Below are 26,410 nucleotides of genomic sequence, written 5' to 3' on the forward strand. Positions count from 1 at the left end.
CCCGCTGGGGCGCGCGCGGCGGGCCCGGGCCCCCCCCCCCCGGCGGGCGGGGGGGGGGCCCCCCCCCCCCCGCGGGGGGCCCGGGGGCGGGCCCGGGGCCCGGCCCCCGGGCCTCCCGTGCGTGCGCTCCGCCGATCAGACCAGGCCGAGCTTCTTCCGCAGGCTGGCGACGTGGCCGGTGGCCTTGACGTTGTAGAGCGGCAACTGCACGGTGCCGTCCTCGTCGACGACGATCGTCGAGCGGATCGTGCCGGTGACGATCTTCCCGTAGTTGTTCTTCTCGCCCCACGCGCCGTACGCCTTGTGCACGGCGAGGTCGGGGTCGCTCAGCAGCGGGAACGTGAGCGCCTGCTCGTGGCGGAACTCCTGCAGCGCCGGCAGCTCGTCCTTCGAGACGCCGAGGACCTCGTAGCCGGCCGCCTGCAGCGACGACATGTTGTCGCGGAAGTCGCACGCCTCGGTGGTGCACCCCGGGGTGGAAGCCGCCGGGTAGAAGTACACGATGACCTTCTTCCCCCGCAGGGCGGACAGTGCGTGCTCCGTGCCGTCCTGGTCCGGGAGGGTGAAGTCGGGGGCGGTGTCGCCGGCGGCGAGACGGTCGGTCATGGTGCTCCTGTTCGATCGTGGTGCCCGGTGGTCATGAGCACCCCGAAGCCATGCTATTGTTGTTTCCCGTTGCAGCACGGTGAAACGGAACGCAGCGAACGCACCTCTAGCTCAATTGGCAGAGCAACTGACTCTTAATCAGTGGGTTCTGGGTTCAAGTCCCAGGGGGTGCACCAGCAAGGCCCCGGTCCGAACGGACCGGGGCCTTCGTCGTTCCCGGGCTCGGACGACTGCGAGCGACGACACGCCCGAGCAGCACTCCGGCCCCGAAATCAGTCGTGGCGGACGTCGACGATCCGCTCATCGCCGAACACCGGGTCGACGGCTCCTGCCGTCACCGCCGCGAGGTCCGCTCGGAGGCGCGACCGTTCGGCAGCCGGCACCCACAGCTCGAACGCCGCGGCTGCTCCGTACACCGGCTCGCCGAGCACGGCGTGATGGTGGCGGGCCCAGTCGCGGAGGACGTTGTCGATCCGCCCGGCCTCGGCGTGCGGCACCGCGACCGTCGCGCGCGTCAACGATCGTCGGGGCACGACCTCCGCGCGGTCGAGGGTCTCCGACACCGAGGTCGAGTACGCCCGGACGAGTCCGCCGGCCCGGAGCTTCACGCCGCCGAAGTACCGCGTGACCACCGCGACCAGGTCGGTGAGGCCACGGCGACGCAGGACCTCGAGCATCGGGACCCCGGCGGTACCGCTCGGTTCGCCGTCGTCGGAGGAGCGCGCCTGGTCGCCCAGGACGCCGGTCACCATCGCCGTGCAGTGGTGCCGCGCGTCCCAGTGCCGCTTCCGGACCTCCGTGATGACGCGCTCGGCGTCGGCGACGTCCACCACCGGTGCGACGGTGGTGATGAAGCGCGACTTCGTGACGACGACCTCGTGCTCGACCGGGGCGGCGATGGTGGAGGGGAGGGACGCGCTCACCGGATCGAGGCTACCGGCGCTAGCATGTCCTGCACTGCTGGCGACTGGGGAGGAGTCCGATCGACATGGACGACATCGTCGACGACCGGGGTGGCGTGCTGGACGCCGCGGAGCTCGCCCGGCGGCTCAACCTGCTGCTCGACTTCGAGGAGTCGCAGCGCGGCGCCCCCGTGCCGTTCGCCGCGGTCGAGGAGTACGTCGCCGCCCACGGTGGATCGCTCTCCCGGGCGAAGTGGACGTACATGCTCTCCGGCGACGGCCGGCGCAACCGCGACTCCGGTCTGCTCCGTCTGCTCGCCGGGTTCTTCGAGGTCGACGATCGGTTCCTGCTCGAGGACAGCGCGGTCCCGGAGCGGATCAGCGCGCAGCTCGCCCTCGTGCGCTCCCTGCGGTCGGCGCGGGTGAGCGGCTTCGCGGCCCGGACCTTCCCGGGGGAGCTCTCGGCCGAGGCGCTGCGGCGGATCGCCGAGGTGCTCGAGGAGGAGTCGCAGCGGGGGAGCGTCGCGTGAGCGCCGACTTCGTCGAGGCGTTCTGGGCACGGGCGGACGCCGAGGGCTGGTCGGACGTCGACGACGCCGTCGCCGCGGCGGCCGCGATCGTCGGGAAGCCCATCGTGGTCCGTGAAGAGGCGTTCCTCGCGGAGGAACCCGTGTGCGGCTTCGTCGCCACGCTCGAGCACCGGCACCTCGTGATGATCTCGCCGACGCCGTCGCCGACTTTCCGGTCGTTCGTCATCGGGCACGAGCTCGGGCACGTGCTGCACCGGCACCAGGAGGCCCAGGCGCAGTCGGCGTACATCCGTGACGTGATCCCGGACCTGCCCGAGTACAAGGTCGAGCGGGCGATGGCCCGCGGGCTGTTCGACAACGCGTTCGAGCGGGAGGCCGAGTTGTTCGCCGACCGGCTGGGGCAGGTCATCCGTGCTGCCCGGACCCGTCCGAGCGACTTCCGCGGGGTCTTCGGGTGAACGCCGACCGCCACCCGGTGGTGCGGCGGTGATCCTGGCCGTCGCCCAGGCGCTCCTGCTCGTCGTCGGCACGGTCGTGCTCTTCGTCCTCCAGCGGGGACAGGACCGCACCCTCGCCGTGACCTTCCTGCTCTTCGCGGCGACGATCGTGACGAACGTCGACCCGCTCTACCGGTGGGTCGATCCGCTGTTCGGCGGTTTCAACCTCGTCACGGTGGTGAGCGACTGCCTCATGGTCGCGGGGACGAGCACGCTGCTGTGGGGCGTCGCGAAGGCCGTCGGGTTCGGTCGACGCTGGCTGCGGACCGCGATCGTCGTGGTGTTCGCGGTGGTGCTCGTCGTCGTCGTGACGGCCTTCACCGTGCTCGAGAAGCCGCCGACCACGACGACGTTCATGCTCGACGCCGGGGCGCACCCGGCTGCCGTGGTCTACTCGGTGTCGCAGACGGTGTACCTCGGCGTGGCACTCGGCGCGACCGGGCTCATCTGCCTCCTCCGCCTGCGTGAGGCCCGCGGGCTGGTCGACCGGATCGGCCTCTGGGTGCTCGTGCTCGGCGGCGTGCTCGGCGTCGTCCGCATGGTCGTGGTCGTCGTGATGGACGTCGCGCACCTCGTCGGGGACCTCGCCGTGACCCGGTCGCTGGCGGTGCCGTACGACGTCACGACGCCGGGAGCCGTGCTGTGCGTCGCGTCGGGGATGCTCCTCCTCGTCATCGGCCACCAGGTGTGGCGTGCTCGTCGGACGGGCACGGTGGAGCGGGCGATCCGGAGCCTGCAACCGCTCCACGACCGGATCGGGACGGACAACGCGTACCCCGCGACCTCCGACCCGGAGACGCGCCTGAGCCGCACGATCGTCGAGATCAACGACGGGGCGCGGGCCAGCCGGACGGTGCTGACGCCGGAGGAGCGCGCGGTCCTCGCCGCCGCCGAGGGAGCGCTCGACCCCGCCTGAGGTCGACGGTCGCCGACGCGCCGTGTAGGGTCTGTAGCAATTGCTACAGACCGGTGGGTCTCGACCGCGTTGGGGGCGGCCGAGCCCCACCGGCCCGCACAGCACCAGCCGGTGCGACAGCGACGGTCGTTACGATCGGTACGTGCTCGTCTTCGCCGCCCTCGTCCTGTTCATCGGCGCCGTCTTCAACGTCGTCGCCTGGCCGCGCTTCTTCCAGCGCGTCGCGAAGGACCCGCGAGCGCGCGACGCCGCCGGCCGGCCGACGACGTTCTGGCGCGTGCACCTCGTCCTCGTCGTGATCGCGCTGGCGATCGCGGCCGCGTCGGTGGTGGCGGGCATCCTCCTGCTGGTCTGACCCGGCACCCCGCGTCGTGCGCACGCGGCGGACGGGAGGCCCGTGGCGGCGCCGCCACGGGCCTCCCGTCCGCCTCGTGGTGCGTCAGCACCGATCGGGCGGCGTGACGGACGTCGGTGGTCCGGGGTAGACCGGGTGCCACCGGCGACAGGAGGACCCCGTGACGGACGCGACACCCCGCACCTACCCCCAGGGCGTGCCGAGCTGGATCGACCTGCGCACGCCCGATCCGGACGCCGCCGAGGCGTTCTACGGCGGCCTCTTCGGCTGGTCCTTCGAGGAGCGCCTGCCGCCCGGAGTCCCGGGGTCGTACCGGATCGCGAGCGTCGACGGTCGCGAGGTCGGCGCGGTGGCGTCGAGCGGCGACCCGGCGCGGTGGCAGACGTACGTCGCGGTCGACGACGCCGATGCGGTGGCAGCGCGGGTCGTGGCGCTCGGCGGGGCCGCCTCCGCGCCCGAGGACGCCGGTGCCGGTGGTGCCGCGGGCCGCAGCGTCGACTGCGTCGATCCGCGCGGCGCGGCGTTCGGGCTCTGGCAGGCCCGTGCCCGCCTCGGTTCGCAGCACATCAACGCACCGGGCGGTTGGGTGTTCAGCGACCTCCGTGCCACCGAGCCGGACGCGGCACTCGCGTTCTACGCCGACCTGTTCGGCTGGCTCGTGTCCGACATGCAGGAGGGACCCGGAGCGATGCTCCGGCTGCCCGGCTACGGCGACCACCTCGCGGCGACGTCCGACCCGTCGATCCGGGAACGGCAGGTCGGGGCTCCGGAGGGGTTCGCCGACGTCATCGGCGCGCTCGACCGCCTCGACGCCGGCCACGACGACTGGCACGTGGCGTTCAGCTGTGCCGACCGCGACGCCGCGGCGACCAGGGTCGAGGAGCTCGGTGGGCGCGTCACCGGGACGTGGGAGGGCTACTGGACACGGGCGGCCGAGGTCGAGGACGCCCAGGGCGCGCCGTTCCGCCTGACGCAGTTCGTGCCGCGCGGCTGACCGCCGAGCTCAGTCCGCCAGGGGCGCCCCGAGCACCCGGCGGAGGGCGTGGTCGGCCACCCGCTCGTCCGTGGTGTCGAGCAGCACGCGGTAGGTGTCGTCGTCGGTGACGAACTCGACGCACACCGCGTCGTCGTCGCACGGGCCGATCCGCCAGCCACGCACCGACCCCATCGGCACCTCGGTGCGGCCCGACCGCTCGTAGCTCGTCTCGGCGGTGACCCGGTCGTCGAAGACGCGCACGCGACCGAACGTGCCGCGCCAGGTCAGCTGCAGGTCGAGCGAGGGGATGAGCGACGGGTCCGGCACCCGCCGATGCTACCGGCGGACGCCGGACCCGTCACGGACGATCCGGTGGACGCGTCACTTCCCGGACTGGTCACCCGTCCCGTCACGGCGCACCTGGTTCGCGGGGTCGCGTCCGGTGACCGGGTACGGCCCGGTGACGCCCTCGCGGAGGGCCGCGATGCGGAGGATCCGGTCGCGCTGCAGGAACCAGCCGACGATCAGGAGCGGGATGATGATCACGAGGGACGCGATCGTGTAGGTGCCGACCGGGTAGTCGATCGCCATGAGCACGATGACCGACGCGAGGAACGCCAGCGTGAGCCACGCGGTCACCGGTGCGCCGGGCAGGCGGAACGTGGGCTCCTTCGCGAGGCCCTGCTTCGCCCAGCTCCGGAGCTTCATCTGACAGAGGATGATCGTGCCCCACGCCGTGATGATGCCGAGGCTCGCCACGTTGAGGGCGATCTCGAACGCCTGGGACGGCACGAAGTAGTTGAGCACGACGCCGACGACGGTGAAGCCCGCGGTGAGCAGGATGCCCGCGTACGGGACGCCGCCGCGCGACATCTTCGTGGTCCACTTCGGCGCGGAGCCGTTCATGCCCATCGAGTGCAGCGCGCGGCCGGTCGAGTAGAGGCCGGCGTTCAGCGACGACAGCGCCGCCGTGAGCACGACGAAGTTCATGATCGACCCGACGACCTGCCCGACCTGCGGGTTCCCGATCGACGAGAAGAACGTCACGAACGGGCTCTCGCCCTCCTTGTAGGAGGTGTACGGCAGCAGGAGCGAGAGCAGCACGACCGAACCGACGTAGAACACCGCGATGCGGAAGACGACGGAGTTGATCGCGCGCGGGATGACCTTCTCGGTGTCCTGCGTCTCGCCCGAGGCCGTGCCGACGAGCTCGATCGCGGCGTACGCGAACACGACGCCCTGGATCACGAGGACCGCGGGCAACAGGCCGTTCGGGAACACGCCGTCGTTGTTCTGCAGGATCGAGAAGCCGGTCTGCACCGCCTGCCCGCCGGTCTCGACGGGGAACGCGAAGATGAGCCACACCAGCGCGACCACGAGGAACGCGACGAGGGCGGCGACCTTGATGAGCGCGAACCAGAACTCGAGCTCGCCGAAGACCTTGACCGCGACGAGGTTGGCCGCGAGGACGACGACGAGGGCGATGAGCGCCATCAGCCACTGCGGCGCCGAGGTGAACGGCTTCCAGTACTGCATGTAGAGCGCGACCGCGGTGGTGTCCACGATCGAGGTCATCGCCCAGTTCAGGAAGTACATCCACCCGGCGGCGTACGCGAACTTCTCGCCGTAGAACTCGCGCGCGTACGAGATGAACGACCCCGAGGAGGGGCGGTGCAGCACGAGCTCGCCGAGGGCACGGAGGATGAAGAACGCGAAGATCCCGGCCACCAGGTAGGTGATGGCGAGCGCGGGACCCGCGGAGTTGAGCCGTCCACCGGCACCCAGGAAGAGGCCGGTGCCGATGGCCCCGCCGATCGCGATCATCTGCAACTGCCGGGGCTTCAGACCGTGCTGGTAGCCCTCCTGCTCGTGCGAGAAGTCCTGCGCGGGGGCGCGACGGGCTCCCGTGTCGTTCTGCGCTGTCATGCGCGACACGCTACAGGTGCGGACGTGCCGCGGCGGCACACAAACCTGTCCGCGAGCTGGAACGTAACGACCGCATCACGATCACGATCCCTGCCGTGCCGGGCGACACGCCGTACACGGGGTACGTTTTGGTCCGGATTCCGGGGGATCTCGGTTCGCCTCGGGGGACAGGAACTCGCTACGGTTGAACGTCCGCTCAGCCAGACGGCGAGCGGCACGACGACCAGAACGCGTCCCGGAGTCCAGCACGTCGCCGGAGCCGTACGGTCGTCCGGACCGGGACCGCTCCGACGGTGGTCCCTGCGTGCGCCCTCGCTCGCCCTGCACTCGTCGCGGGCTCGACGCGGCTGCGCCACGCCGGTCACGGACGACCCGTTCGCAACCAGAACGCGTCCGGTGTGCGCCATGTCGCCGCGGTCGCGCGAGGAGCACCACCGTTGTCCATCGCACCACCCCACGACCGGGTCCCCGACGCCGAACCGCGTCCCGTGCCGGCCTCCGCTCCACCTGCAGTGAGCGTCCGCGGCATCCACAAGGTCTTCGGCCGCCGACCCGGTGAGGCCGTCCGCCGACTGACCGCCGGAGCGACGCGCGATGAGGTCCGCGACCTCGGATCCGCCGCCGTCATCGACGCCACCTTCGACGTGCAGCCCGGAGAGATCTTCGTGGTGATGGGACTGTCCGGTTCCGGGAAGTCCACGCTCATCCGCATGCTCAACGGGCTGCTCGAGCCGAGCGCGGGGAGCGTCGAGGTCGCCGGCCGCCGCATCACCCGTGCCAGCGCCAAGGAGGTCCGGGACATCCGTCGCACCAGCGTGTCGATGGTGTTCCAGCACTTCGCCCTCCTGCCGCACCGCACCGTGCTCGAGAACGTCGCGTACGGCCTCGAGGTGAACGGCGTCGACAAGACCGCCCGGATCGCGAAGGCCCGCGAGGTCATCGACCTGGTGGGGCTCGACGTCTGGGCGGACGCGAAGCCCGACGAGCTCTCCGGCGGCATGCAGCAGCGCGTCGGCATCGCCCGCGCGCTCGCCGCGGAGACCGACGTCCTCCTGATGGACGAGGCGTTCAGCGCCCTCGACCCGCTCATCCGGCGCGAGATGCAGGAACAGCTCGTCGAACTCCAGCAGCGACTCGGCAAGACCGTCGTGTTCATCACGCACGACCTCAACGAGGCGATGTTCCTCGGGGACCGCATCGCCGTCATGCGGGACGGCCGCATCGTGCAGATCGGGACGCCCGAGGACATCCTCACCGACCCCGCGAACGACTACGTCGCCCAGTTCGTCCAGGACGTGGACCGAGCCCGGGTGCTCACCGCCGCGAGCGTGATGGAACCCGCCCGCGCCGTGGTGCCCCTGACCGTGGGACCGCGCGGTGCCCTGCGGACGATGCGCGACCTGCAGACAGCCGCACTGTTCGTCACCGGTCGGGGCCGCAAGCTCGAGGGATGGGTCCGGGACCGGCACGTCATGCGCCAGGTCAAGGCCGGCGACACGGCACTCGAGGCGATCGTGAACGCCGAGTTCGCGCGGGTGGCGCCGGAGACCCTGCTCACGGACCTCTTCGAGCTCGCGGTCGAGTCGCCGCTGCCGATCGCCGTGGTCGACGACGAGGACCGCCTGCTCGGTGTCGTACCGCGCGTGACCCTCCTCGCCGCCCTCGGCAACGTCCCGACGACGACCGCGCCGATGCCCGTCCTCGAGCCTGTCACGCAGATCGCATCGGACATCGACGAGGCCCTCGCCACAGCCGCGGTCATCGACGACGACGCCGCGACCTCCATGCCCAGCGGTGAGACAGGAGCACACGCATGAACAGCCTCTTCGGGTTCCGCTTGCCCTTCGGCGACGCCGTCGACACGGTGGTCGAGTGGGTCACCGACCACCTCGGCGCGCTCTTCGACCTCATCGCCACGGTGTTCTCGTTCTGCTACGCCTGGGTGGATTACTTCCTCTCAGCACCACCGTTCTGGGCCGTCACCGTGGTCGTCGTCGCGATCGCAGCATGGGCCAAGGGCTGGAAGCTCGCCATCGGGACGCTCGTCGGGTTCGCCCTCATCGCGTCGGTCGGCATGTGGTCCGCCGCGATGCAGTCCCTCGCGCTCGTGCTCGTCGCCGCCGCGATCGCGGTCGTGCTGAGCCTGCCCCTCGGCATCTGGGCTGCGCGGTCGGACGCGGCGAGTCGCATCATCAAGCCGGTGCTCGACTTCATGCAGACGACCCCGGCCTTCGTCTACCTCATCCCCGCGCTCATCCTCTTCGGCATCGGCCCCGTCCCGGGGATCATCGCCACCGTCGTGTTCGCGATCGCCCCGGGCGTCCGACTGACGGAGCTCGGCATCCGCGGGGTGAGCTCGGAGGTCGTCGAGGCCGGCGCGGCCTTCGGGTCCAGCCCCTGGCGGATCCTCCGGCAGATCCAGTTGCCGCTCGCCCGGCCCAGCATCATGGCCGGCGTCAACCAGGTCATCATGCTCTCGCTGTCGATGGTCGTCATCGCCGGCATGGTCGGCGCCGGGGGGCTCGGCGGACAGATCGTCAACGCCCTGAACCGCATCGACGTCGGGCTCGGTGCCGAGGCGGGCGTCGCCGTCGTCGTCCTCGCGATCGTCCTCGACCGCATCACCGCCGCGTTCGGCGGCGAGCGGACGCGGCGCGTCCGTTCGGCCAGCCGCGCCGGCAGCGCGCGACCGGACGCCGCTGCGTCCGCGATCGAACCGGGTGCGGCCGAACCGGCCGGGGACGCACGCGCCGGAGCAGCCCGACCCGGCCGCGCGACGGTCGACGCCTGATCGTGCTGCTCCCGGCCACCCCACCCGTTCGACCCACGAACCGCTCGGTGACAGCACACCGAGGAACCGACGGCACCGCCCCCGAGCTCGGGGACGTCCGCCGCAACAGGAAGGAACCCATGAAGTCCCGCACCACCCGCACCATGAGCACCCGCACGAAGATCCTCTCCGCGATCGGCCTCGGCGCGGCCGCGGCCCTCGCCCTCAGCGCCTGCTCGCCCCCCGGCACGAGCAGCGCTTCCGGCACCGTCGAGAACGGCGACCAGAAAGCGATGAAGATGGTCGTCTTCAACGGCTGGGACGAGGACACCGCCGCCAGCGAGCTCTGGAAGTACGTGCTCGAGGACAAGGGCTACGACGTCGAGCTCGACTACGCCGACGTTGCTCCCGCGTACCAGGGCCTCTCCCAGGGCGACTACGACGCGGTGCTCGACACCTGGCTGCCGAACACGCACAAGTCCTACATGGAGAAGTACGGCGACGACCTCGAGGACCTCGGCTCCTGGAACGACCAGACTTCGCTCGAGGTGACCGTGAACGCCGACGCGCCCATCGACTCGCTCGCCGACCTCGCAGCGCACAAGGACGACTTCGGCGGACGGATCGTCGGGATCGAGCCCGGCGCCGGACTGACCTCGGTCGTGAAGGACGACGTCATGGATGCGTACGGCCTCGACGACTGGGAACTCGTCACCAGCTCCACCCCGGCGATGCTCTCCGAGCTCAAGAAGTCCGAGAAGGACGGCAGCGACATCGTGGTCACGCTCTGGCGGCCGCACTGGGCGTACAACGCGTTCGACGTGAAGGACCTCGACGACCCGAAGGGCGCGCTCGGCGACAACGAGACGATCCACACGGTCGTGAAGAAGGACTTCCGCGACGACTTCCCGCAGGCCGCGAAGTGGCTCACGGCGTTCTCGATGGACTCCGACACGCTCTACTCGCTGGAGGACGCGCTGGTGAACAGCGGCGCCGACCAGTCCGAGTACCAGTCGATCGTCGAGAAGTGGGTCGGGGAGCACCAGGACTACGTCGACTCACTCACGAAGTGAGCTGACGCGCTCCGTCGAGACGGTCCCCTGACGCGACCTGACGACGGACAGGAGGCCCGTGACGACACCGCCACGGGCCTCCCGTCCGTCCTGGACCGATCCGCGACCGACGCGACGTTGGTTGCATGGGGGGATGGACATCCTCCTCCGACTCCTCGTCGCGGTCGGGTTCGCCCTGCTCGTCACGGCCGTCGCCGCGCTCGTCACCCACCTCGTCTTCCGCTCCCTCGCCCGTCGTGAACGCTGGGCGTCCGTGCTCTCCCGTCGGACGAAGCACCCCTTCCGCACCGTGCTGCTCATCGCCCTGCTCTGGACGGCCTTCGCCACGAGCGTCCCGGACACCCGTGCGTACCCGTGGCGCGACGAGGTCTCGCACATGTTCCTCATCGCGGTGATCGGTACCGGCTGCTGGCTCGCCTGCGAGGTCGCGATCTTCCTCGAGTCCCTCGGCCTGCACCGCTACCGGACGGACGTGCCCGACAACCGCGTCGCCCGCCGGGTCAAGACCCAGGTGCTCGTCCTGCGCCGCCTGACCGTCGCGGTGCTCGTCATCATCGCGGTCGGCGCGATCCTGCTGACCTTCCCCGGGGTCGAGGCCGCCGGCGCGAGCGTGCTCGCCTCCGCGGGGCTCATCTCCGTGATCGCCGGCCTCGCGGCGCAGTCGACGCTCGGCAACGTGTTCGCGGGCATGCAGCTCGCGTTCTCCGGGTCCATCCGGGTCGACGACGTCGTGGTGGTCGAGCAGCAGTGGGGGAGGATCGAGGAGATCACCCTGACCTACGTCGTCGTGCACCTGTGGGACGACCGCCGGTTCGTGCTCCCGTCGACGTACTTCACGAGCACCCCGTTCGAGAACTGGACGCGGACGAACAGCGAACTGCTCGGTGCCGTCGAGTTCGACCTCGACTGGCGCGTCCGCCCCGGAGACATGCGCGTCGAGCTCGAACGGATCCTCGAGCGGACCGAGCTCTGGGACCGCCGGGTCCAGGTGCTCCAGGTCACCGACGCCGTGCAGGGGTTCGTGCACGTCCGCGTGCTCGTCACCGCGCACGACGCCCCGTCGTTGTTCGACCTGCGCTGCTACGTCCGCGAGGAACTGGTCGCCTGGATCCAGCGAACGCACCCGGACGCGCAGCCCGTGCAGCGGGTGCTGATGGTCGAGGACGTCGCCGCACCGCGACGACGCGGCGCGTCGACCGCCGCCTCGTCGGCGCTCTTCGGCGGTGAGCACGACGAGCGAGCCGCGATGTTCACCGGGCCGATCAGCACGTCCGACGTCCGGCCGGCGGACGTGTCGTAGCCGGTTCGACCAACGGACGGGAGGCACGTGGCGGACCCGTCACGTGCCTCCCGTCCGTCGTGTGGTCGCCTCGCGACCCGCTCCGGCTCCCGCCCTACGGCTGACGCGCCTTCACGGCGCGGTCGTCCTCGACCACCGTGCCGATCGCGACGATCGTCGTCGCGAGCCACGCCACCCAGGTGAGAGCCAGGCGCCAGTCGCGCGGACCCTGGCGGGTGGTCTGCACCACGCTGTAGCCGCTGATGATCGAGCTCCACACAGCACCGCTGAACATGAACTTCCGCACGGGTTCCTCCTCCTGGTCGTCCCGTCAACGCTACCGGCCGCTACATTGGAGCGCCGCCGGTCACCCCTGGGCCGGCGTGCTCGTGAGGAGTCAGCGTGCGCCAGGCCGTCATCGGCGGAGTCCTGCTCGTGGTCGGTGCCGTGTGCGTCGCCCTCGGGCTCCTGCCCCTGTCCGACCTCGCCGAACTGGCCGACCGCGTCGTGCCGGTGCTCGGCTTCGTGCTCGGCCTCACGATCGTGGCCGAGCTCGCCGCCGACGCCGGCGTGTTCGACCGGCTCGCCGACCTCGCCGCCCGCGTCGGCGGCGGGCGCACGATCGGCCTCTGGGCCGCGGTCGTCGTGCTCGCCGTGGTCTGCACCGTCTTCCTGTCGATCGACACGACGGCGGTGCTCCTCACCCCGATCGTCATCACGCTCGCCCGGCGCGTGGGGCTCCCGCCCATGCCGTTCGCCCTCACCACCGTGTGGCTGGCGAACACGGCGTCGCTGCTCCTGCCCGTGTCGAACCTCACGAACCTGCTCGCCGTCGACCGCATCGGGCTCGACGGACCGATCCCGTTCGCGGGCCTGATGGCGTGGGCGGCGCTCGCCGGCGTCGTCATCCCGTGTGCGGTGCTCCTCGTCGTCTTCCGTGGGAAGCTCTTCGGCCGGTACACGCCCGTCTCGGTCCGCCGGGCATCCGACCCGGTGTTCTTCTGGTCGGCGTCGGCGGTGCTCGTCGCGCTCGTCGTGGCGCTGACCGCGGGGGTGACGGTGTGGATCGCCGCGGTCGTCGCTGCCGTGCTGCTCGTCGTCGTGGCCGCCTTCCGGGCACCCTCGGAGCTCCGCGTCTCGCGCGTGCCGTGGTCGACGCTCCTCTTCGCCGCCGGGCTCTTCGTCGTCGTCGAGACGCTGCACACCACGGGGCTCACCGACCCGATCGTCGACGCGCTGCCCGGCGGTACCGGCACCGGCTCCCTCCTGGCGCTGGGCGGCGCGGGTGCGGTGGCGGCGAACGCCATCGACAACCTGCCCGCCTACCTCGTGCTCGAGCCGGCGGCCGGGCACGAGGCACTGCGGTACGCGGCGCTGCTCGTGGGGGTGAACGCCGGCTGCCTGATCACCCCGTGGGCGTCCCTCGCGACGCTGCTGTGGCACGCGCGCCTGGCATCCGAGGGGGTGCACCTGTCCTGGGGGCGGTACATGGCGCTCGGGTGCATCGTGGCGCCGCTGACGGTCGTGGCCGGGGTGCTCGCGCTGCGTCTCTGACGGGCGCGCCGACCTACAGCCAGTCCTTGCTCTTGAAGACGCGGTAGAGCACGAGCGAGGACGCGATGATCAGCCCGACCGAGGCGTAGAGGCCGCTCCACGCGCTCTCGCCAGGGAACTTCACGTTCTGCCCGAAGAACCCCGTGATGGCCGTCGGGATCGCGATGATCGCGGCCCAGCCGGTGACCTTCTTCATGACGACGTTCTGGTGGTTCGACGCGATGCCGAGGTTCGTGTCGAGCACGCTGCCGACCGCTTCGCGCAGCTGTTCCACGGAGTCGGCGATCGTCACGAGGTGGTCCTGGACGTCCCGGAAGTAGGGCCGGATGCCGTCGACCACGAGCTCCGCGTCGCCGTGGAGGATCGACGTGACGCTGTCGCGTGTCGGCACGACGAGCCGGCGGAGCACCCCGAGCTGCTTCCGGAGCACGAACGACCGCCGCTGGATCTGGCGTTCGCGGCTGCTGCCGTGTTCGAACAGGTCGTCCTCGAGTGCGCTGACCGCCTGGTCGAGGTCCTCGACGACGTCCGAGGCGTGGTCGACCACGGTGTCGAGCAGTGCCCACATGAGCCACGGTACGCCGTGGTCGGCGATGTCGGCGTTGGCGTCGAGGCGGTGCTCGACGTCGCGGAGGTCGACGTCGGCGCCGTGGATGGTGATGAGTGCCCGCTTCGTCACGAAGGCCTTCACCTCGTGGCTGACGAGTTCGCCGGCGTCGGTGCGGCCGCTGACGTCGTAGACCACGAGGAACAGGCTCTCGCGGTACCGGTCGAGCTTCGGCCGCTGCCCGCCCTCGAGGGCGTCCTCGACGGCGAGGGCGTGGACGCCCAGCTCCTCTTCGAGGTCGGCGAGGTCCTCCGGCCGGGGGTCGGTGTGGTCCACCCACACGAACGTGCCGGGTTCGGCGACGAGGTCGGAGACCCGCTCCACCGGGAAGTCGCGTTCCGCTGCGGTGCCGTTCCGCCACGCCCTCGTCATGACCATCAGCCCAGCGTACGGCGACGGCCGGCCCGGGACTCCCGGACCGGCCGCCGCCGTGGTGTGCGTGTGCTCAGTACGCGGAGACGAGCTTGCCGTCCTCGACCTTCAGGTAGGTGTCGACGTCGAAGCTGTCGTCGCCCTTCTTGGCGTCGCCGAAGAAGTCCTTGTACGAGTAGGCGATCTGGCCGTCCTTCGTGCTCTTCACCTCGACGTAGCCGCTGCCGGAGGACTCGACCGTCAGCTCGGGCTTCGACTTCACCGTGTACTGCACCGAGCCGTCGGCGTCGTACGGGCCGTACCAGGGGCAACCGTCGCCGTAGCCGATGTCGGTCTTCTCGGCGCAGGTGTCGATGAGGTCCGAGACGTACTGTTCGGCATCGCGCTCGAGCGCCTTCGTCGCCGTGGGCTGGAAGGACACGTACGGGGCAGCGGAGGCGCCGACCTTCACGGTCTTCGTGCCACCGGTGAAGTACTTCGTCCCGCCGACCTCGACCTCGTAGCTACCGGGGTAGGCGAGCGACTCGAACGCGCCGTTCTCGATCGCGCCGACCTTCTTCCCGCCGACGGTCACGTCCGCACCCTCGAGCACGTCGCTCGCCGAGATCGACACACGGTCGGCGAGCGGCTTCGTGACACGCCACTCGTCCTTCACGAGGAACGAGGTGCCGGTGCGCTCCAGCGTGATGTCACCGGAGCGGTCCGAGCCGCCCTGCTGGTAGCGGACGGTCGCGTACGCGGTGTCACCCGAGGTCGACACCCGGCCGATGCGGACGTTCGTCGGACGGTCCTCGGCGCTCTTCAGGACGGCGGCGTCGAGCATGGAGGCGTTCGACGGCGCCTCGGTCATCCGGGACGCGGCGTCGGCGTCACCGCGGGCGATGGCCTCGACGTAACTCCGGGCGGTCGGGGCCGGACCCCACACGTTCGATCGGAGGACCCCCGTGGTGACGGCACCGGCGACGACGACCACCACGACGACGCCGGCGGCGACGAGCGAGCGGACGAGCACCTTGCGGGCCTTCGGCGACAGCGGGGTCGGGGCGGGCGCCTGGCCGCCGATGAACGGCTGCGGGCCGACGGCGCCGGGCGCACCGGCGCCGGGGGCGCCGACGCCGGGCGCCTGGGCCCACGCGCCGTCGACGGGCGTGTGCTCGGCGGGTGCCTCGGTGCCGTACTGGTCCGTGGCGGGCGCGGTCGGCGCGGCGGCCGGCTGACCGACGACCGGCTGACCGACGACCGGCGCACCGGCGACGGCCGCGCCGGGAGTGCCGGCCGTGCCGGCCGCGCCGGCCGCGGGCACGGCCCACGCCGGTGCGGGCTGCGGGTCGGTCCCGACGAGCTTCGCCGTGCGCAGGAGCGCCCCGCCGCCGAGGCGGGGGAGCAGCACCGGCGCGACGTACCGGGCGACGACCTCGATCGCCGCGCCCCAGAGCAGGAACACGACGGGCGTCCACGGAGCGATGCCGACCGAGCCGGAGCCGCCGACGGTGCTCGCGCCGCTGACGCGGTAGGACACGACGAGCGTGCCGAGGACGAGGAGCACCAGGCCGCCGAGGGCCCAGACGACCGGCGTCACGACCCAGTCGAGCGTGCTGCGGGCCCGGTCGTTCCGACGGACGGCGAGGGCCAGGCCGGCGGCGAACGCGGTGACGAGCACGAGCAGCACGACGAGCCAGGTCCACCCGCCGGCACCGCCGAACACGGTCGCCGTGCTGTTCACGGGGCCGAGGCCGCCGCTGCCGATCCCACCGAGGAACCCGAGCGCGGTCAGGGCGACGCCGGCGTTGCCGACGAGCAGCGGGAGCGCGGCGCCCCACGACGGCTGGGCGACGAACGCCACGACCACGACCACGACGGACACGACGACGACGAGGACGACGAGTTGCGAGGTGGCGACCCGCACCGTGCCGAGGACGCGGCCGACGACGACGTTGCCGCGGACGAGCAGCGCCGGACGGGCGAGCAGCGCGCAGAGGGCACCGATGAGGAAGGAACCGAGCACGCTGCCGAGCCCGACACCGTGCACGGGCTCGATGGTCGCGCCGTCCACCTCCGGGAACCGGATCGCCAGGACGAGCCCGGTCAGGGTCGTCAGCGCGACGAGCACCAGGCCGCTGACGACGCTCGTGAGCAGCAGCTGCGGCAGGGCGGCCACGCGCGAGCGGATGCGCCGCGTCAGCACGACGGCGAGCACGACCTGCGCGGCGAGCACGACCGCCGGGACGACGCCGATCGAGCCGGAGCCGGAGCCGAGCAGGCCGATCGACCCGGAGCCGTGGAGTCGACCGAGGTCGGCGAGCACGACGAGCTGCGCGGGGGCGCCGAGGATGACGCTGACGCCGGACAGGAGGGACTGCACGTCGGGGACTCCCGAGCCCGAGCCGCCGCCGATGCCGCTCGACGGACCGAGGTCGGACGACCCGCCGCCGGACCCGCCCGCTGCGGCGACCGCGACGGTGAGCAGGAGCGAGACCACGGCGACCACGTAGGCAGCGACCCAGCCCCCGACCGCGCCGAGCACGGCGGCGAGCCAGTCCCGTCCGGGCACCGTGCGGAGGAGGCGGTCGAAGCCGTCAGACGGTGCCGGCGCCGGGGTCGGCGCCGGTGCGGCAGCGGGCTGCTGCTGCGGCGGCTGCGGGGGAACGGGTGGGTGCTCGCTCACGATAGGTGGTGTCCTTTCCGACCGGGAGGCCGGCGCCACCCCTGTGGGCACCTCGTGTCCCCCCGACACGAGGGAGCATCATATCCATCCTGCCGAGGTCCCGTGAATCTGCTGGCGTCCCGCTGGTAACTTCGGCATCGTCCACGTGCACCACGACCCGTGTGCACCGACCCGGTCGAACGGAGACACCACCACCCCATGGCTGCTGACGACACCGATCCCTCCCGCTACGCCTTCGTCGTCGCGTCGAACCGCCTCCCGGTGGACCGCGTCGTCGACGAGGACGGCAACGAGGGCTGGCGGCACTCGCCCGGCGGCCTCGTGACCGCGCTGGAGCCGGTCATGCGCGCGAACGACGGCGCCTGGGTCGGCTGGGTCGGACAGCCCGACGTCGAGGTCGACCCCTTCGACAACGACGGCATCCACATCGTCCCCGTGCCCCTCAGCACCGACGACGTCGAGGAGTACTACGAGGGCTTCAGCAACGACACCCTCTGGCCGCTCTACCACGACGTCATCGAGCACCCGAGCTACCACCGCGACTGGTGGAACGCGTACAAGCGGGTGAACCAGCGCTTCGCCGACCAGATCGCCGAGATCGTCGAGCAGGACGGCGTGGTGTGGGTGCAGGACTACCAGCTGCAGCTCGTCCCGGCGCTCCTCCGCGAGCTCCGGCCCGACCTGACGATCGGCTTCTTCAACCACATCCCGTTCCCGCCGGTGGGCATCTACGCCCAGCTGCCGTGGCGCGCGCAGATCCTCGACGGCCTGCTCGGCGCGGACGTCATCGGCTTCCAGCGGCACGACGACGCGAGCGACTTCCTCCGCGCGGTCCGGCACATCAAGGGCTACACGACGAAGGGCTCGACCATCGACGTCCCGGTCGACGACCCGGCCGCGCCGCGGAGCCGCAAGGGGATCACCGTCCGCCACGTCGAGGCGCGGCACTTCCCGATCTCGATCGACGCCGCCGGGTTCGAGGAGATCGCGCACCGGCCCGAGGTCCAGGAGCGCGCCCGCGAGATCCGCGCGAGCCTCGGCAACCCGAAGACCGTGCTGCTCGGGGTCGACCGGCTCGACTACACCAAGGGCATCCGGCACCGCATCAAGGCGTTCGGCGAACTCGTCGAGGACGGCCGCGTCGCGGTGGAGGACGCCACCCTCGTCCAGGTCGCGAGCCCGAGCCGCGAGCGCGTCGACACGTACGCCGCACTGCGCGACGAGATCGAGCTGACCGTCGGTCGCATCAACGGCGACCTCGGCGTCATCGGGCACCAGCCGATCGCGTACCTGCACCACGGGTACCCGCGTGAGGAGATGGTGGCGCTCTACCTCGCCGCGGACGTCATGCTCGTCACCGCACTCCGTGACGGCATGAACCTCGTCGCGAAGGAGTACATCGCCACGCGCTTCGACAACGACGGGGTCCTCATCCTCTCCGAGTTCACCGGCGCCGCCGACGAGCTGAAGCAGGCCGTGATCGTGAACCCGCACGACATCGGTGCGCTCAAGGACTCGATCCAGCGCGCCATCGAGATGCCGCGTCGCGAGCGCTCGACGCGCATGCGCGCGCTCCGCAAGCGCGTCCGCGAGAACGACGTGGCGCGCTGGTCGCGCTCCTTCCTCGAGGCGCTCGACCGCCACGCGCCGAGTCGCGCGAAGCTCGACCCGGCCGCCGCCGACCCCGGTGACGAGCACGTCGACGAGCTCCAGGACACGACGTCGATCTTCGACCAGGACGCCCAGACCGCGCGTGCGGCCGAGGACACCCGGGAGGCCCGTGGTGCCTGACACCGTCACCGATCCGTCCGCCCTGTCGTCGGCCCTCGAGACGCTCGCGGCTGCGCCGCGACTGATCGTCGCCCTCGACTTCGACGGCACCCTCGCCCCGTTCGCGGACGACCCGGCGCAGGTCGGTGCGCTCCCCGGCTCCTGGGCGGCCGTGCTGACCCTCCAGCGGGCCCGCGACACCGAGGTGGTGCTGGTGTCCGGTCGCTCGCTCGACGGCCTCGCCCGCGTCACGCACGCCCCCGAGAGCATGGCGCTCGTGGGGTCGCACGGCGTCGAGTGGCGCGTCGACGGCCACGACGAGGACGCCCTCACCGACGACGAGTCCGCGCGCGTGCAACGGCTCGGCGCGGCGATCGACGAGGTGGCGACGCGCTACCCGGGCGTGCGGATCGAGCACAAGCCCGCCGGGGTCGGCGTCCACACCCGTGCTGTCGACGCCGAGACCGCGGCGGCTGCCGACGCCGAGGCCAGCCGGGTCGCCCACGAGGTCGACGACGCCGTGCTCGAGCGCGGCGGCAAGGACATCCTCGAGTTCGCCGTCCGCCACGTCACCAAGGGCGACGCGATCGACCGGCTTCGTGAACTGCGCGGTGCGGACGCCGTGTTCTTCGCGGGCGACGACGTCACCGACGAGGACGGCTTCCGGGTGCTCCGCGACGGCGACGTCGGTGTGAAGGTGGGGGAGGGCGACACGCTCGCCCGCTACCGGGTCGCCGACCCGGCCGCCCTCACCGACGTCCTGAAGCAGCTGGCGAGGGCACGGGCGACGCGACCGGCCTGATCGTCGGGACGGGCGTGGCTGACGCGACCGGCCTGGCCGACGCGACCGGCCTGGCCGACGCGACCGGCCTGACCGACGAGACCGGCACGACGGACCCGCACCGTGCCTCCCGGCCGGCGCACCGGATACCATGCGGACGCATGTTGTTGCTCGGCTGGTATCCCAACTGCGCCTAGACTCACCACATGCCTGACATCGACGTGAAGCCGCGCAGCCGGGTCGTCACCGACGGGATCGAAGCCACCACCTCGCGTGGGATGCTCCGGGCCGTCGGGATGGGCGACGAGGACTGGGAGAAGCCGCAGATCGGGATCGCGTCCTCCTGGAACGAGATCACCCCCTGCAACCTGTCCCTCGACCGCCTCGCCCAGGGCGCCAAGGAAGGCGTCCACTCCGGGGGCGGGTACCCGCTGCAGTTCGGCACCGTCTCCGTCTCCGACGGCATCTCGATGGGCCACGAGGGCATGCACTTCTCCCTCGTCTCGCGCGAGGTCATCGCGGACAGCGTCGAGACCGTCGTGATGGCCGAGCGCCTCGACGGCACCGTGCTGCTCGCCGGCTGCGACAAGTCGCTCCCCGGCATGCTCATGGCCGCCGCGCGCCTCGACCTCGCCAGCGTCTTCCTCTACGCGGGCTCGGTCATGCCGGGCTACGTGAAGCAGGCCGACGGCTCCTTCAAGGAGGTCACGATCATCGACTCCTTCGAGGGCGTCGGTGCGTGCAAGGCCGGCAAGATCACCGAGGCCGAGCTCAAGGAGATCGAGTGCGCGATCGTCCCGGGCGAGGGTGCCTGCGGCGGCATGTACACCGCCAACACCATGGCGTCGGTGGCCGAGGCCCTCGGCATGTCGCTCCCGGGGTCCGCCGCCCCGCCGTCGGCCGACCGTCGCCGCGACTACTACGCGCACCGCTCCGGTGAGGCCGTCGTGAACATGCTCCGCAAGGGCATCACGGCGCGCCAGATCCTCACGAAGGAGGCCTTCGAGAACGCGATCGCCGTCGCGATGGCACTCGGGGGCTCGACCAACGTCGTGCTGCACCTCCTCGCCATCGCGCACGAAGCCGAGGTCGAGCTGACCCTCGACGACTTCAACCGCATCGGTTCGAAGGTCCCGCACATCGCGGACATGAAGCCGTTCGGCCAGTACGTCATGAACGACGTCGACAAGAACGGCGGCATCCCCGTCGTCATGAAGGCGCTCCTCGACGCTGGGCTGCTGCACGGTGACGTCATGACCGTCACGGGCAAGACCATGGCCGAGAACCTCGCCGAGATCGACCCGCCGGCGGTCGACGGCAAGGTCTTCCGCCCGCTCGACCAGCCGATCCACGCCACCGGCGGCCTGACGATCCTCCAGGGCTCGTTCGCCCCCGAGGGTGCCGTCGTGAAGACCGCCGGGTTCGACGCCGCCGTGTTCGAGGGTCCGGCCCGCGTGTTCGACCGCGAGCGTGCCGCGATGGACGCCCTGACCGAGGGGCGCATCCAGAAGGGCGACGTCGTCGTCATCCGCTACGAGGGACCCAAGGGCGGCCCGGGCATGCGCGAGATGCTGGCGATCACCGCCGCCATCAAGGGCGCTGGCCTCGGCAAGGATGTACTACTGTTGACGGACGGACGATTCTCAGGCGGCACAACCGGCCTGTGCATCGGCCACATCGCACCGGAAGCGGTGGACGCAGGTCCAGTCGCATTCGTGCGCGATGGCGACCGCATCCGTGTCGACATCGCGGCTCGCTCGCTCGACCTACTGGTCGACGACGCCGAGCTGGAGGCCCGCCGAGAAGGCTGGGCCCCGCTGCCCCCGCGTTACACCCGCGGAGTCCTCGCGAAGTTCGCGAAGCTCGTCCAGTCCGCCGCCAAGGGCGCGGTCACGGGCTAGCGTCGACACCCGCACCACCGCCATCCCTCCAGGCAAGGAACACCTCATGCCCACGGAAGCCACTCCGCTGTCCGCGGCCGCCGGTGCACGCCGGACGCCGGAGGTCCTGACCGGCTCGGGAGCCGTCCTCCGGACGCTCGAGCACCTCGGGATCACCGACGTCTTCGGCCTGCCCGGTGGCGCCATCATCCCCTTCTACGACGAGCTCATGGCGTCCACGACGATCCGCCACGTCCTCGTCCGGCACGAGCAGGGCGCCGGCCACGCCGCCGAGGGCTACGCCTCGGCGTCGGGCAGGGTCGGCGTCGCCATCGCGACGTCCGGCCCCGGCGCGACGAACCTCGTCACCGCCATCGCCGACGCCTACATGGACTCGGTGCCCTTCATCGCGATCACCGGCCAGGTGTTCTCGACCCTGATGGGCACCGACGCCTTCCAGGAAGCCGACATCGTCGGCATCACGATGCCGATCACGAAGCACTCGTTCCTCGTCACCGACCCCGCCGACGTCCCGGCGACCCTCGCTGCGGCGTACCAGATCGCCACGACCGGTCGCCCGGGTCCGGTGCTCGTCGACATCACGAAGGACGCGCAGCAGAAGTCGGCGCCCTACGTGTGGCCGCCCAAGATCGACCTGCCCGGGTACCGCCCCGTGACGAAGGCGCACGGCAAGCAGATCGCGGCCGCCGCGCAGCTGCTCGCCGAGTCCGAGCGTCCGGTGCTGTACGTCGGTGGCGGGGTCGTCCGCTCCGGCGCCACCGCCGAGCTCAAGGCGTTCGCCGAGGCCACCGGTGCGCCGGTCGTCACGACGCTCATGGCCCGCGGCGCGTTCCCGGACTCGCACCCGCAGCACCTCGGCATGCCCGGCATGCACGGCACCGTCCCGGCGGTGCTCGGCCTGCAGGACAGCGACCTCATCATCGCCCTCGGCGCCCGGTTCGACGACCGCGTGACCGGCAAGGCCGACGAGTTCGCGCCGCACGCCAAGGTCGTGCACGTCGACATCGACCCCGCCGAGATCTCGAAGATCCGCTTCGCCGACGTCCCGATCGTGGGCGACGCGAAGGAGGTGCTGGCCGACCTCCTCGACGCATGGGGCGGCATCCCCGCCGCCGACCGTGCGGACACGTCCGCCTGGTGGACGAAGCTCGAGCAGCTCCGGAAGGACTTCCCGCTCGGGTACGCGGAGCCGACCGACGGCCTCCTGGCACCGCAGGCGATCATCCGTCGCATCGGCGAACTGACCGGTCCCGAGGCGATCTACGCCTCGGGCGTCGGACAGCACCAGATGTGGTCCGCGCAGTTCATCCAGTACGAGCGTCCGCACGCGTGGCTGAACTCGGGCGGCGCCGGCACGATGGGCTACTCCGTCCCCGCGGCCATGGGCGCGAAGGTCGCCGAGCCGGACCGTGTGGTCTGGGCGATCGACGGCGACGGGTGCTTCCAGATGACGAACCAGGAGCTCGCCACCTGTGTCATCAACGACATCCCGATCAAGGTCGCGGTGATCAACAACTCGTCCCTCGGCATGGTGCGGCAGTGGCAGACGCTGTTCTACGACGGCCGGCACTCCTTCACCGACCTCGAGACCGGGCACCAGAGCCGACGGGTCCCCGACTTCGTGAAGCTCGCCGACGCCTACGGTGCCCTCGGCATCCGTGTCGAGCGCGCCGACCAGGTCGACGACGCCATCACGCTCGCGCTGGAGACGAACGACCGCCCCGTGGTGATCGACTTCGTCGTGAGCCGCGACTCGATGGTCTGGCCGATGGTCCCGCAGGGCGTCGGCAACTCCTCGATCGAGTACGCCCGCGACCACGCGCCCAGCTGGGACGTCGAGGACGCCGACATGACCGGAGACCCCGCATGAGCCACGTCCTCTCCCTGCTCGTCGAGGACAAGCCGGGTCTGCTGACGCGCGTCGCCGGCCTGTTCGCCCGCCGCGGCTTCAACATCGAGTCGCTCGCGGTGGGGAACACCGAGGTCGAGGGGCTGTCCCGCATCACCGTCGTGGTGGACGTCGAGGACCTGCCGCTCGAGCAGGTGACGAAGCAGCTGAACAAGCTCGTCAACGTCATCAAGATCGTCGAGCTCGACTTCTCGCAGTCGGTCCAGCGCGAGCACATGCTCGTGAAGGTCCGTGTCGACAACCAGACCCGCTCGGCCGTGCTCGAGGCCGTGAACCTCTTCCGTGCGCAGGTCGTCGACGTGGCGACCGACTCGCTCGTCGTCGAGGTCACGGGCGACCCCGGCAAGATCCAGGCCATCCTCCGCGTGCTCGAGCCCTACGGCATCAAGGAGCTCGCCCGCGCCGGCCTGCTCGGCATGGGCCGCGGACCGAAGAGCATCACCGACCGGGTGCGCTGACCCCGTCGGCCCCCACAGACCACCAGAACCAAGGAGACACACCCTCGTGACTGACATCGTGTACGACGCCGACGCCGACCTGACGCTCATCCAGGGCAAGAAGGTCGCCGTCATCGGCTACGGCTCGCAGGGCCACGCCCACGCCCTCAACCTCCGCGACAGCGGTGTCGAGGTGAAGATCGGCCTCAAGGAGGGCTCGAAGAGCCGCCAGAAAGCCGAAGAGGCCGGCTTCGAGGTCCTCACCCCGGCCGACGCGACCGCCTGGGCCGACGTCGTCGTCATCCTCGCGCCCGACCAGGTGCAGCGCATCGTCTACGCCGAGGACATCAAGCCGAACCTCAAGGACGGCGCCACGCTCGTCTTCGGCCACGGCTTCAACATCCGCTACGGCTACATCGAGGCGCCGGAGGGCGTCGACGTGTCGCTCGTCGCGCCGAAGGGCCCCGGGCACACGGTCCGCCGCGAGTACGAGGCCGGCCGCGGCGTTCCGGTGATCGTCGCCGTCGAGGTCGACGCGTCCGGTTCCGCCTGGGACCTCGCGTGGAGCTACTCGAAGGCCATCGGTGGCTTGCGCTCCGGCGGCATCAAGACGACCTTCACCGAGGAGACCGAGACCGACCTCTTCGGCGAGCAGGCCGTCCTCTGCGGTGGCACCTCGCAGCTCATCCAGTACGGCTTCGAGACCCTGACCGAGGCGGGCTACCAGCCGCAGATCGCCTACTTCGAGGTCCTGCACGAGCTGAAGCTCATCGTCGACCTCATCTGGGAGGGCGGCCTCACGAAGCAGCGCTGGTCCATCTCCGACACCGCCGAGTTCGGCGACTACGTCTCCGGCCCGCGCGTGATCTCGCCCGAGGTCAAGGAGAACATGAAGGCCGTCCTCAAGGACATCCAGGACGGCACCTTCGCCAAGCGCTTCATCGAGGACCAGGACGCCGGCGCACCGGAGTTCAAGGCCCTGCGCGCCAAGGGCGAGGGCCACCCGATCGAGGCCACGGGTCGTGAGCTCCGTGCGCTCTTCGCGTGGAAGTCGAACGACGCCGACTACGTGGACGGCTCGGCCGCGCGGTAGTCTTCGCAACACCACTCGACGACGAGGCGGCGGTGCACCGTGCACCGCCGCCTCTCGATGTGACCCGAACGTTATGCAGCAGCTCTTCACCACCCCCGGCGCCGGCGATCGGCGCGTCCGCGGGGCCGCCGTGCTCGACACGGCCCGGCCGTCGGTCGTTCGCCGACGGTCGTCGTCGACCGCGACCGACGGTGGTCAGCACCGTACCGATCGGCATGGGATGATCGTCCGATGGCGGTGACGAGACGAGCGGTCCACATCGGCGCCGGCAAGATCGGGCGAGGCTTCGTGGGCCAGTTCCTCGTGGCGAGCGGCTACGAGCTCACCTTCGTCGACGTCGACGAACGCGTCGTCTCCGCCCTCAACGAAGCCGGCCGCTTCGTGGTGCACGAGGTCGGCGAGATGCCGGTCGAGCACCTCGTCTACGGGTTCCGCGCCCTGAACAGCAAGTCCGACCGCGAACGCGTCGTGCAGGCGATCGCCGAGGCCGACGTCGTCACCACCGCGGTCGGCGCCCGCACCCTGCCGCTCGTCGCCCCCGTCATCGCCGAGGGCCTCGCCGCCCGCGGCACCGACCGCGGCGACGTCACGATCGTCGCGTGCGAGAACGCCTTCAACGCGACGGACTCCCTCCACGCCAGCATCCGACGGGCCCCCGTGCTCGAGGACCGTGACGTCGCAGCCGTGTTCGCGAACTGCGCGATCGACCGCATCGTCCCCGACCAGTCCGGCGTCCTCGGGCAGTCCGGCGGCCTCGACGTCGTGCTCGAGCCCTTCTACGAGTGGGTCATCGAGCGGACCCCGTTCGACGCCTCGGACACCGAACCGCCGGTGATCGACGGCGTGACCTGGGTCGAGGACCTCCAGCCGTTCGTCGAGCGCAAGCTCTACACGGTGAACACCGCGCACGCGACGGCCGCCTACCACGGCTACACCCGCGGCATCCGCCTCATCCGCGAAGCCCTCGAGGACCGTGAGGTCCGCGCCGAGGTCGACGGCGTGCTCGCCGAGACCACCGCACTGCTCATCGCGAAGCACGGGTTCGACCCCGCGGAGCACGCCCGCTACGTCGCCGCGAACCTGTCGCGCATCGCGAACCCGCACCTCCCCGACACCACGGTCCGCGTCGGACGGAACCCGCTCCGCAAGCTCGGGCGGCGGGAACGCTTCGTCGGTCCCGCGGCCCAGCTCGCCGAGCGCGGCCTCCCCGTCGACCACCTGCTCGGAGCGATCCGCGCGGCGCTGGCGTTCGACGACCAGGACGACCCGGAGTCGATCGAGCTCCACGCGCTGCTGCGCTCGGGCGCGACCGCGCACGCGCTGACCGAGATCCTCACCGGCCTGATGGAGAGCCACCCGCTCTTCCCCGCGGTGCGCGACGTCGTCGCGGCCGTGCTCGAGACCGAGTCGGCCGACGTCTGACGCCGGGCGACGTGCCCGTGCCGGTGCCCGGACGACCGGGCATGGGCGAGCTCGGCCCTCGACGCCTCG

General features: G+C 71.2%; 25 protein-coding genes and 1 tRNA gene. 19 read left to right on the forward strand and 7 right to left on the reverse strand.

All coding sequences use genetic code 11. The features are described 5' to 3' along the window. Positions 1–135: 135 nt before the first annotated feature. On the reverse strand, positions 136–606 hold the full coding sequence (gene bcp, locus ACIPYW_RS11440; protein ID WP_400413507.1) for a thioredoxin-dependent thiol peroxidase: 471 nt from the start codon (positions 604–606) through the stop codon (positions 136–138). Between the two features lie 100 nt (positions 607–706). Here bcp and ACIPYW_RS11445 point away from each other — a divergent pair. Next, positions 707–782: transfer RNA gene (locus ACIPYW_RS11445), tRNA-Lys, on the forward strand. A 96-nt stretch (positions 783–878) separates the two neighbouring features. On the opposite strand, the gene ACIPYW_RS11450 is transcribed toward ACIPYW_RS11445, so the two are convergent. After that, on the reverse strand, positions 879–1,529 hold the full coding sequence (locus ACIPYW_RS11450; RefSeq protein WP_400413509.1) for an IMPACT family protein: 651 nt from the start codon (positions 1,527–1,529) through the stop codon (positions 879–881). Between the two features lie 65 nt (positions 1,530–1,594). On the opposite strand from ACIPYW_RS11450, the gene ACIPYW_RS11455 reads away from it, so the two are divergent. The 5 genes from ACIPYW_RS11455 (at position 1,595) to ACIPYW_RS11475 (ending at position 4,800) form a co-directional block, all read left to right on the forward strand. Beyond that, on the forward strand, positions 1,595–2,038 hold the full coding sequence (locus ACIPYW_RS11455) for a hypothetical protein (RefSeq protein ID WP_400413511.1): 444 nt from the start codon (positions 1,595–1,597) through the stop codon (positions 2,036–2,038). Further along, positions 2,035–2,496, forward strand: coding sequence for an ImmA/IrrE family metallo-endopeptidase (locus ACIPYW_RS11460; protein WP_400413513.1), 462 nt, complete (start codon positions 2,035–2,037; stop codon positions 2,494–2,496). Before ACIPYW_RS11455 ends, ACIPYW_RS11460 begins: the two co-directional genes overlap by 4 nt. Positions 2,497–2,524: 28 nt before the next feature. Then, positions 2,525–3,451: a hypothetical protein gene (locus ACIPYW_RS11465; RefSeq protein WP_400413515.1), complete on the forward strand. Its 927-nt coding sequence runs from the start codon at positions 2,525–2,527 to the stop codon at positions 3,449–3,451. 142 nt (positions 3,452–3,593) lie between these two features. Further along, a complete protein-coding gene (locus ACIPYW_RS11470) occupies positions 3,594–3,806 on the forward strand; it encodes an SCO4848 family membrane protein (protein WP_290131387.1) in 213 nt (70 codons plus the stop codon). A 160-nt stretch (positions 3,807–3,966) separates the two neighbouring features. Beyond that, positions 3,967–4,800 (forward strand): VOC family protein, encoded by an 834-nt coding sequence (locus ACIPYW_RS11475; protein WP_400413518.1) that lies wholly within the window; start codon positions 3,967–3,969, stop codon positions 4,798–4,800. A 9-nt stretch (positions 4,801–4,809) separates the two neighbouring features. On the opposite strand, the gene ACIPYW_RS11480 is transcribed toward ACIPYW_RS11475, so the two are convergent. Next, positions 4,810–5,109 (reverse strand): hypothetical protein, encoded by a 300-nt coding sequence (locus ACIPYW_RS11480; RefSeq protein WP_290131389.1) that lies wholly within the window; start codon positions 5,107–5,109, stop codon positions 4,810–4,812. Between the two features lie 54 nt (positions 5,110–5,163). Then, positions 5,164–6,708, reverse strand: coding sequence for an amino acid permease (locus ACIPYW_RS11485; RefSeq protein WP_290131390.1), 1,545 nt, complete (start codon positions 6,706–6,708; stop codon positions 5,164–5,166). Between the two features lie 512 nt (positions 6,709–7,220). On the opposite strand from ACIPYW_RS11485, the gene ACIPYW_RS11490 reads away from it, so the two are divergent. The 4 genes from ACIPYW_RS11490 to ACIPYW_RS11505 all read left to right on the forward strand — a co-directional run bounded on the left by ACIPYW_RS11490 (position 7,221) and on the right by ACIPYW_RS11505 (position 11,851). Then, positions 7,221–8,525: a glycine betaine/L-proline ABC transporter ATP-binding protein gene (locus tag ACIPYW_RS11490; protein ID WP_400413522.1), complete on the forward strand. Its 1,305-nt coding sequence runs from the start codon at positions 7,221–7,223 to the stop codon at positions 8,523–8,525. Beyond that, positions 8,522–9,499 carry an ABC transporter permease gene (locus ACIPYW_RS11495; RefSeq protein WP_400413525.1) on the forward strand — a complete coding sequence of 326 codons (978 nt, stop codon included), beginning with the start codon at positions 8,522–8,524 and terminating at the stop codon, positions 9,497–9,499. Before ACIPYW_RS11490 ends, ACIPYW_RS11495 begins: the two co-directional genes overlap by 4 nt. A gap of 119 nt (positions 9,500–9,618) precedes the next feature. Next, the gene (locus ACIPYW_RS11500; RefSeq protein WP_400413527.1) at positions 9,619–10,551 is read left to right on the forward strand and encodes a glycine betaine ABC transporter substrate-binding protein; all 933 of its coding nucleotides are present in this window, start codon (positions 9,619–9,621) and stop codon (positions 10,549–10,551) included. A gap of 133 nt (positions 10,552–10,684) precedes the next feature. Then, entirely contained in the window at positions 10,685–11,851 is a 1,167-nt protein-coding gene (locus ACIPYW_RS11505; protein WP_400413529.1) for a mechanosensitive ion channel family protein, read from the forward strand. Between the two features lie 94 nt (positions 11,852–11,945). Here ACIPYW_RS11505 and ACIPYW_RS11510 read toward each other — a convergent pair whose 3' ends face one another. After that, the gene (locus ACIPYW_RS11510) at positions 11,946–12,137 is read right to left on the reverse strand and encodes a hypothetical protein (RefSeq protein ID WP_058725532.1); all 192 of its coding nucleotides are present in this window, start codon (positions 12,135–12,137) and stop codon (positions 11,946–11,948) included. 95 nt (positions 12,138–12,232) lie between these two features. Here ACIPYW_RS11510 and ACIPYW_RS11515 point away from each other — a divergent pair, with 95 nt between their 5' ends. After that, a complete protein-coding gene (locus tag ACIPYW_RS11515) occupies positions 12,233–13,384 on the forward strand; it encodes an SLC13 family permease (protein ID WP_400413532.1) in 1,152 nt (383 codons plus the stop codon). A gap of 13 nt (positions 13,385–13,397) precedes the next feature. On the opposite strand, the gene ACIPYW_RS11520 is transcribed toward ACIPYW_RS11515, so the two are convergent. After that, on the reverse strand, positions 13,398–14,369 hold the full coding sequence (locus ACIPYW_RS11520) for a magnesium transporter CorA family protein (protein ID WP_400413535.1): 972 nt from the start codon (positions 14,367–14,369) through the stop codon (positions 13,398–13,400). A 67-nt stretch (positions 14,370–14,436) separates the two neighbouring features. Further along, a complete protein-coding gene (locus tag ACIPYW_RS11525) occupies positions 14,437–17,028 on the reverse strand; it encodes a hypothetical protein (protein ID WP_400413537.1) in 2,592 nt (863 codons plus the stop codon). Between the two features lie 198 nt (positions 17,029–17,226). Between ACIPYW_RS11525 and otsA the strand changes: the two genes are divergently transcribed. The 8 genes from otsA to ACIPYW_RS11565 all read left to right on the forward strand — a co-directional run bounded on the left by otsA (position 17,227) and on the right by ACIPYW_RS11565 (position 26,341). Beyond that, positions 17,227–18,819: an alpha,alpha-trehalose-phosphate synthase (UDP-forming) gene (otsA, locus tag ACIPYW_RS11530; RefSeq protein ID WP_400413540.1), complete on the forward strand. Its 1,593-nt coding sequence runs from the start codon at positions 17,227–17,229 to the stop codon at positions 18,817–18,819. Continuing rightward, positions 18,812–19,600 carry a trehalose-phosphatase gene (gene otsB, locus ACIPYW_RS11535; protein ID WP_400413543.1) on the forward strand — a complete coding sequence of 263 codons (789 nt, stop codon included), beginning with the start codon at positions 18,812–18,814 and terminating at the stop codon, positions 19,598–19,600. The genes otsA and otsB overlap by 8 nt, the downstream gene beginning before the upstream one ends. Positions 19,601–19,614: 14 nt before the next feature. Next, on the forward strand, positions 19,615–19,776 hold the full coding sequence (locus tag ACIPYW_RS11540) for a hypothetical protein (protein ID WP_400413545.1): 162 nt from the start codon (positions 19,615–19,617) through the stop codon (positions 19,774–19,776). A 9-nt stretch (positions 19,777–19,785) separates the two neighbouring features. Then, the gene (gene ilvD / locus ACIPYW_RS11545; RefSeq protein WP_058725538.1) at positions 19,786–21,480 is read left to right on the forward strand and encodes a dihydroxy-acid dehydratase; all 1,695 of its coding nucleotides are present in this window, start codon (positions 19,786–19,788) and stop codon (positions 21,478–21,480) included. Positions 21,481–21,526: 46 nt separating this feature from the next. Continuing rightward, positions 21,527–23,350 carry an acetolactate synthase large subunit gene (locus ACIPYW_RS11550; RefSeq protein ID WP_400413548.1) on the forward strand — a complete coding sequence of 608 codons (1,824 nt, stop codon included), beginning with the start codon at positions 21,527–21,529 and terminating at the stop codon, positions 23,348–23,350. Next, entirely contained in the window at positions 23,347–23,847 is a 501-nt protein-coding gene (gene ilvN / locus ACIPYW_RS11555; protein WP_079236388.1) for an acetolactate synthase small subunit, read from the forward strand. Before ACIPYW_RS11550 ends, ilvN begins: the two co-directional genes overlap by 4 nt. A gap of 46 nt (positions 23,848–23,893) precedes the next feature. Further along, positions 23,894–24,919 (forward strand): ketol-acid reductoisomerase, encoded by a 1,026-nt coding sequence (gene ilvC, locus ACIPYW_RS11560; protein ID WP_096897982.1) that lies wholly within the window; start codon positions 23,894–23,896, stop codon positions 24,917–24,919. 231 nt (positions 24,920–25,150) lie between these two features. Beyond that, a complete protein-coding gene (locus ACIPYW_RS11565; protein WP_290131399.1) occupies positions 25,151–26,341 on the forward strand; it encodes a mannitol-1-phosphate 5-dehydrogenase in 1,191 nt (396 codons plus the stop codon). The last annotated feature ends 69 nt before the right edge of the window (positions 26,342–26,410 follow it).

Source organism: Curtobacterium sp. NPDC089689, from assembly GCF_044749145.1.
GTDB lineage: Bacteria > Actinomycetota > Actinomycetes > Actinomycetales > Microbacteriaceae > Curtobacterium.

Excerpts from the sequence above, each read along its gene's own strand:
- ACIPYW_RS11565 (WP_290131399.1), top strand. The coding sequence starts at position 25,151 with ATGGCGGTGACGAGACGAGCGGTCCACATCGGCGCCGGCAAGATCGGG.
- ACIPYW_RS11505 (WP_400413529.1), top strand. The coding sequence starts at position 10,685 with ATGGACATCCTCCTCCGACTCCTCGTCGCGGTCGGGTTCGCCCTGCTC.
- ACIPYW_RS11485 (WP_290131390.1), bottom strand. The coding sequence starts at position 6,708 with ATGACAGCGCAGAACGACACGGGAGCCCGTCGCGCCCCCGCGCAGGAC.
- ACIPYW_RS11550 (WP_400413548.1), top strand. The coding sequence starts at position 21,527 with ATGCCCACGGAAGCCACTCCGCTGTCCGCGGCCGCCGGTGCACGCCGG.
- ilvD (WP_058725538.1), top strand. The coding sequence starts at position 19,786 with ATGCCTGACATCGACGTGAAGCCGCGCAGCCGGGTCGTCACCGACGGG.
- otsA (WP_400413540.1), top strand. The coding sequence starts at position 17,227 with ATGGCTGCTGACGACACCGATCCCTCCCGCTACGCCTTCGTCGTCGCG.
- bcp (WP_400413507.1), bottom strand. The coding sequence starts at position 606 with ATGACCGACCGTCTCGCCGCCGGCGACACCGCCCCCGACTTCACCCTC.
- ACIPYW_RS11495 (WP_400413525.1), top strand. The coding sequence starts at position 8,522 with ATGAACAGCCTCTTCGGGTTCCGCTTGCCCTTCGGCGACGCCGTCGAC.
- ACIPYW_RS11455 (WP_400413511.1), top strand. The coding sequence starts at position 1,595 with ATGGACGACATCGTCGACGACCGGGGTGGCGTGCTGGACGCCGCGGAG.
- ACIPYW_RS11500 (WP_400413527.1), top strand. The coding sequence starts at position 9,619 with ATGAAGTCCCGCACCACCCGCACCATGAGCACCCGCACGAAGATCCTC.
- ilvN (WP_079236388.1), top strand. The coding sequence starts at position 23,347 with ATGAGCCACGTCCTCTCCCTGCTCGTCGAGGACAAGCCGGGTCTGCTG.
- ACIPYW_RS11520 (WP_400413535.1), bottom strand. The coding sequence starts at position 14,369 with ATGGTCATGACGAGGGCGTGGCGGAACGGCACCGCAGCGGAACGCGAC.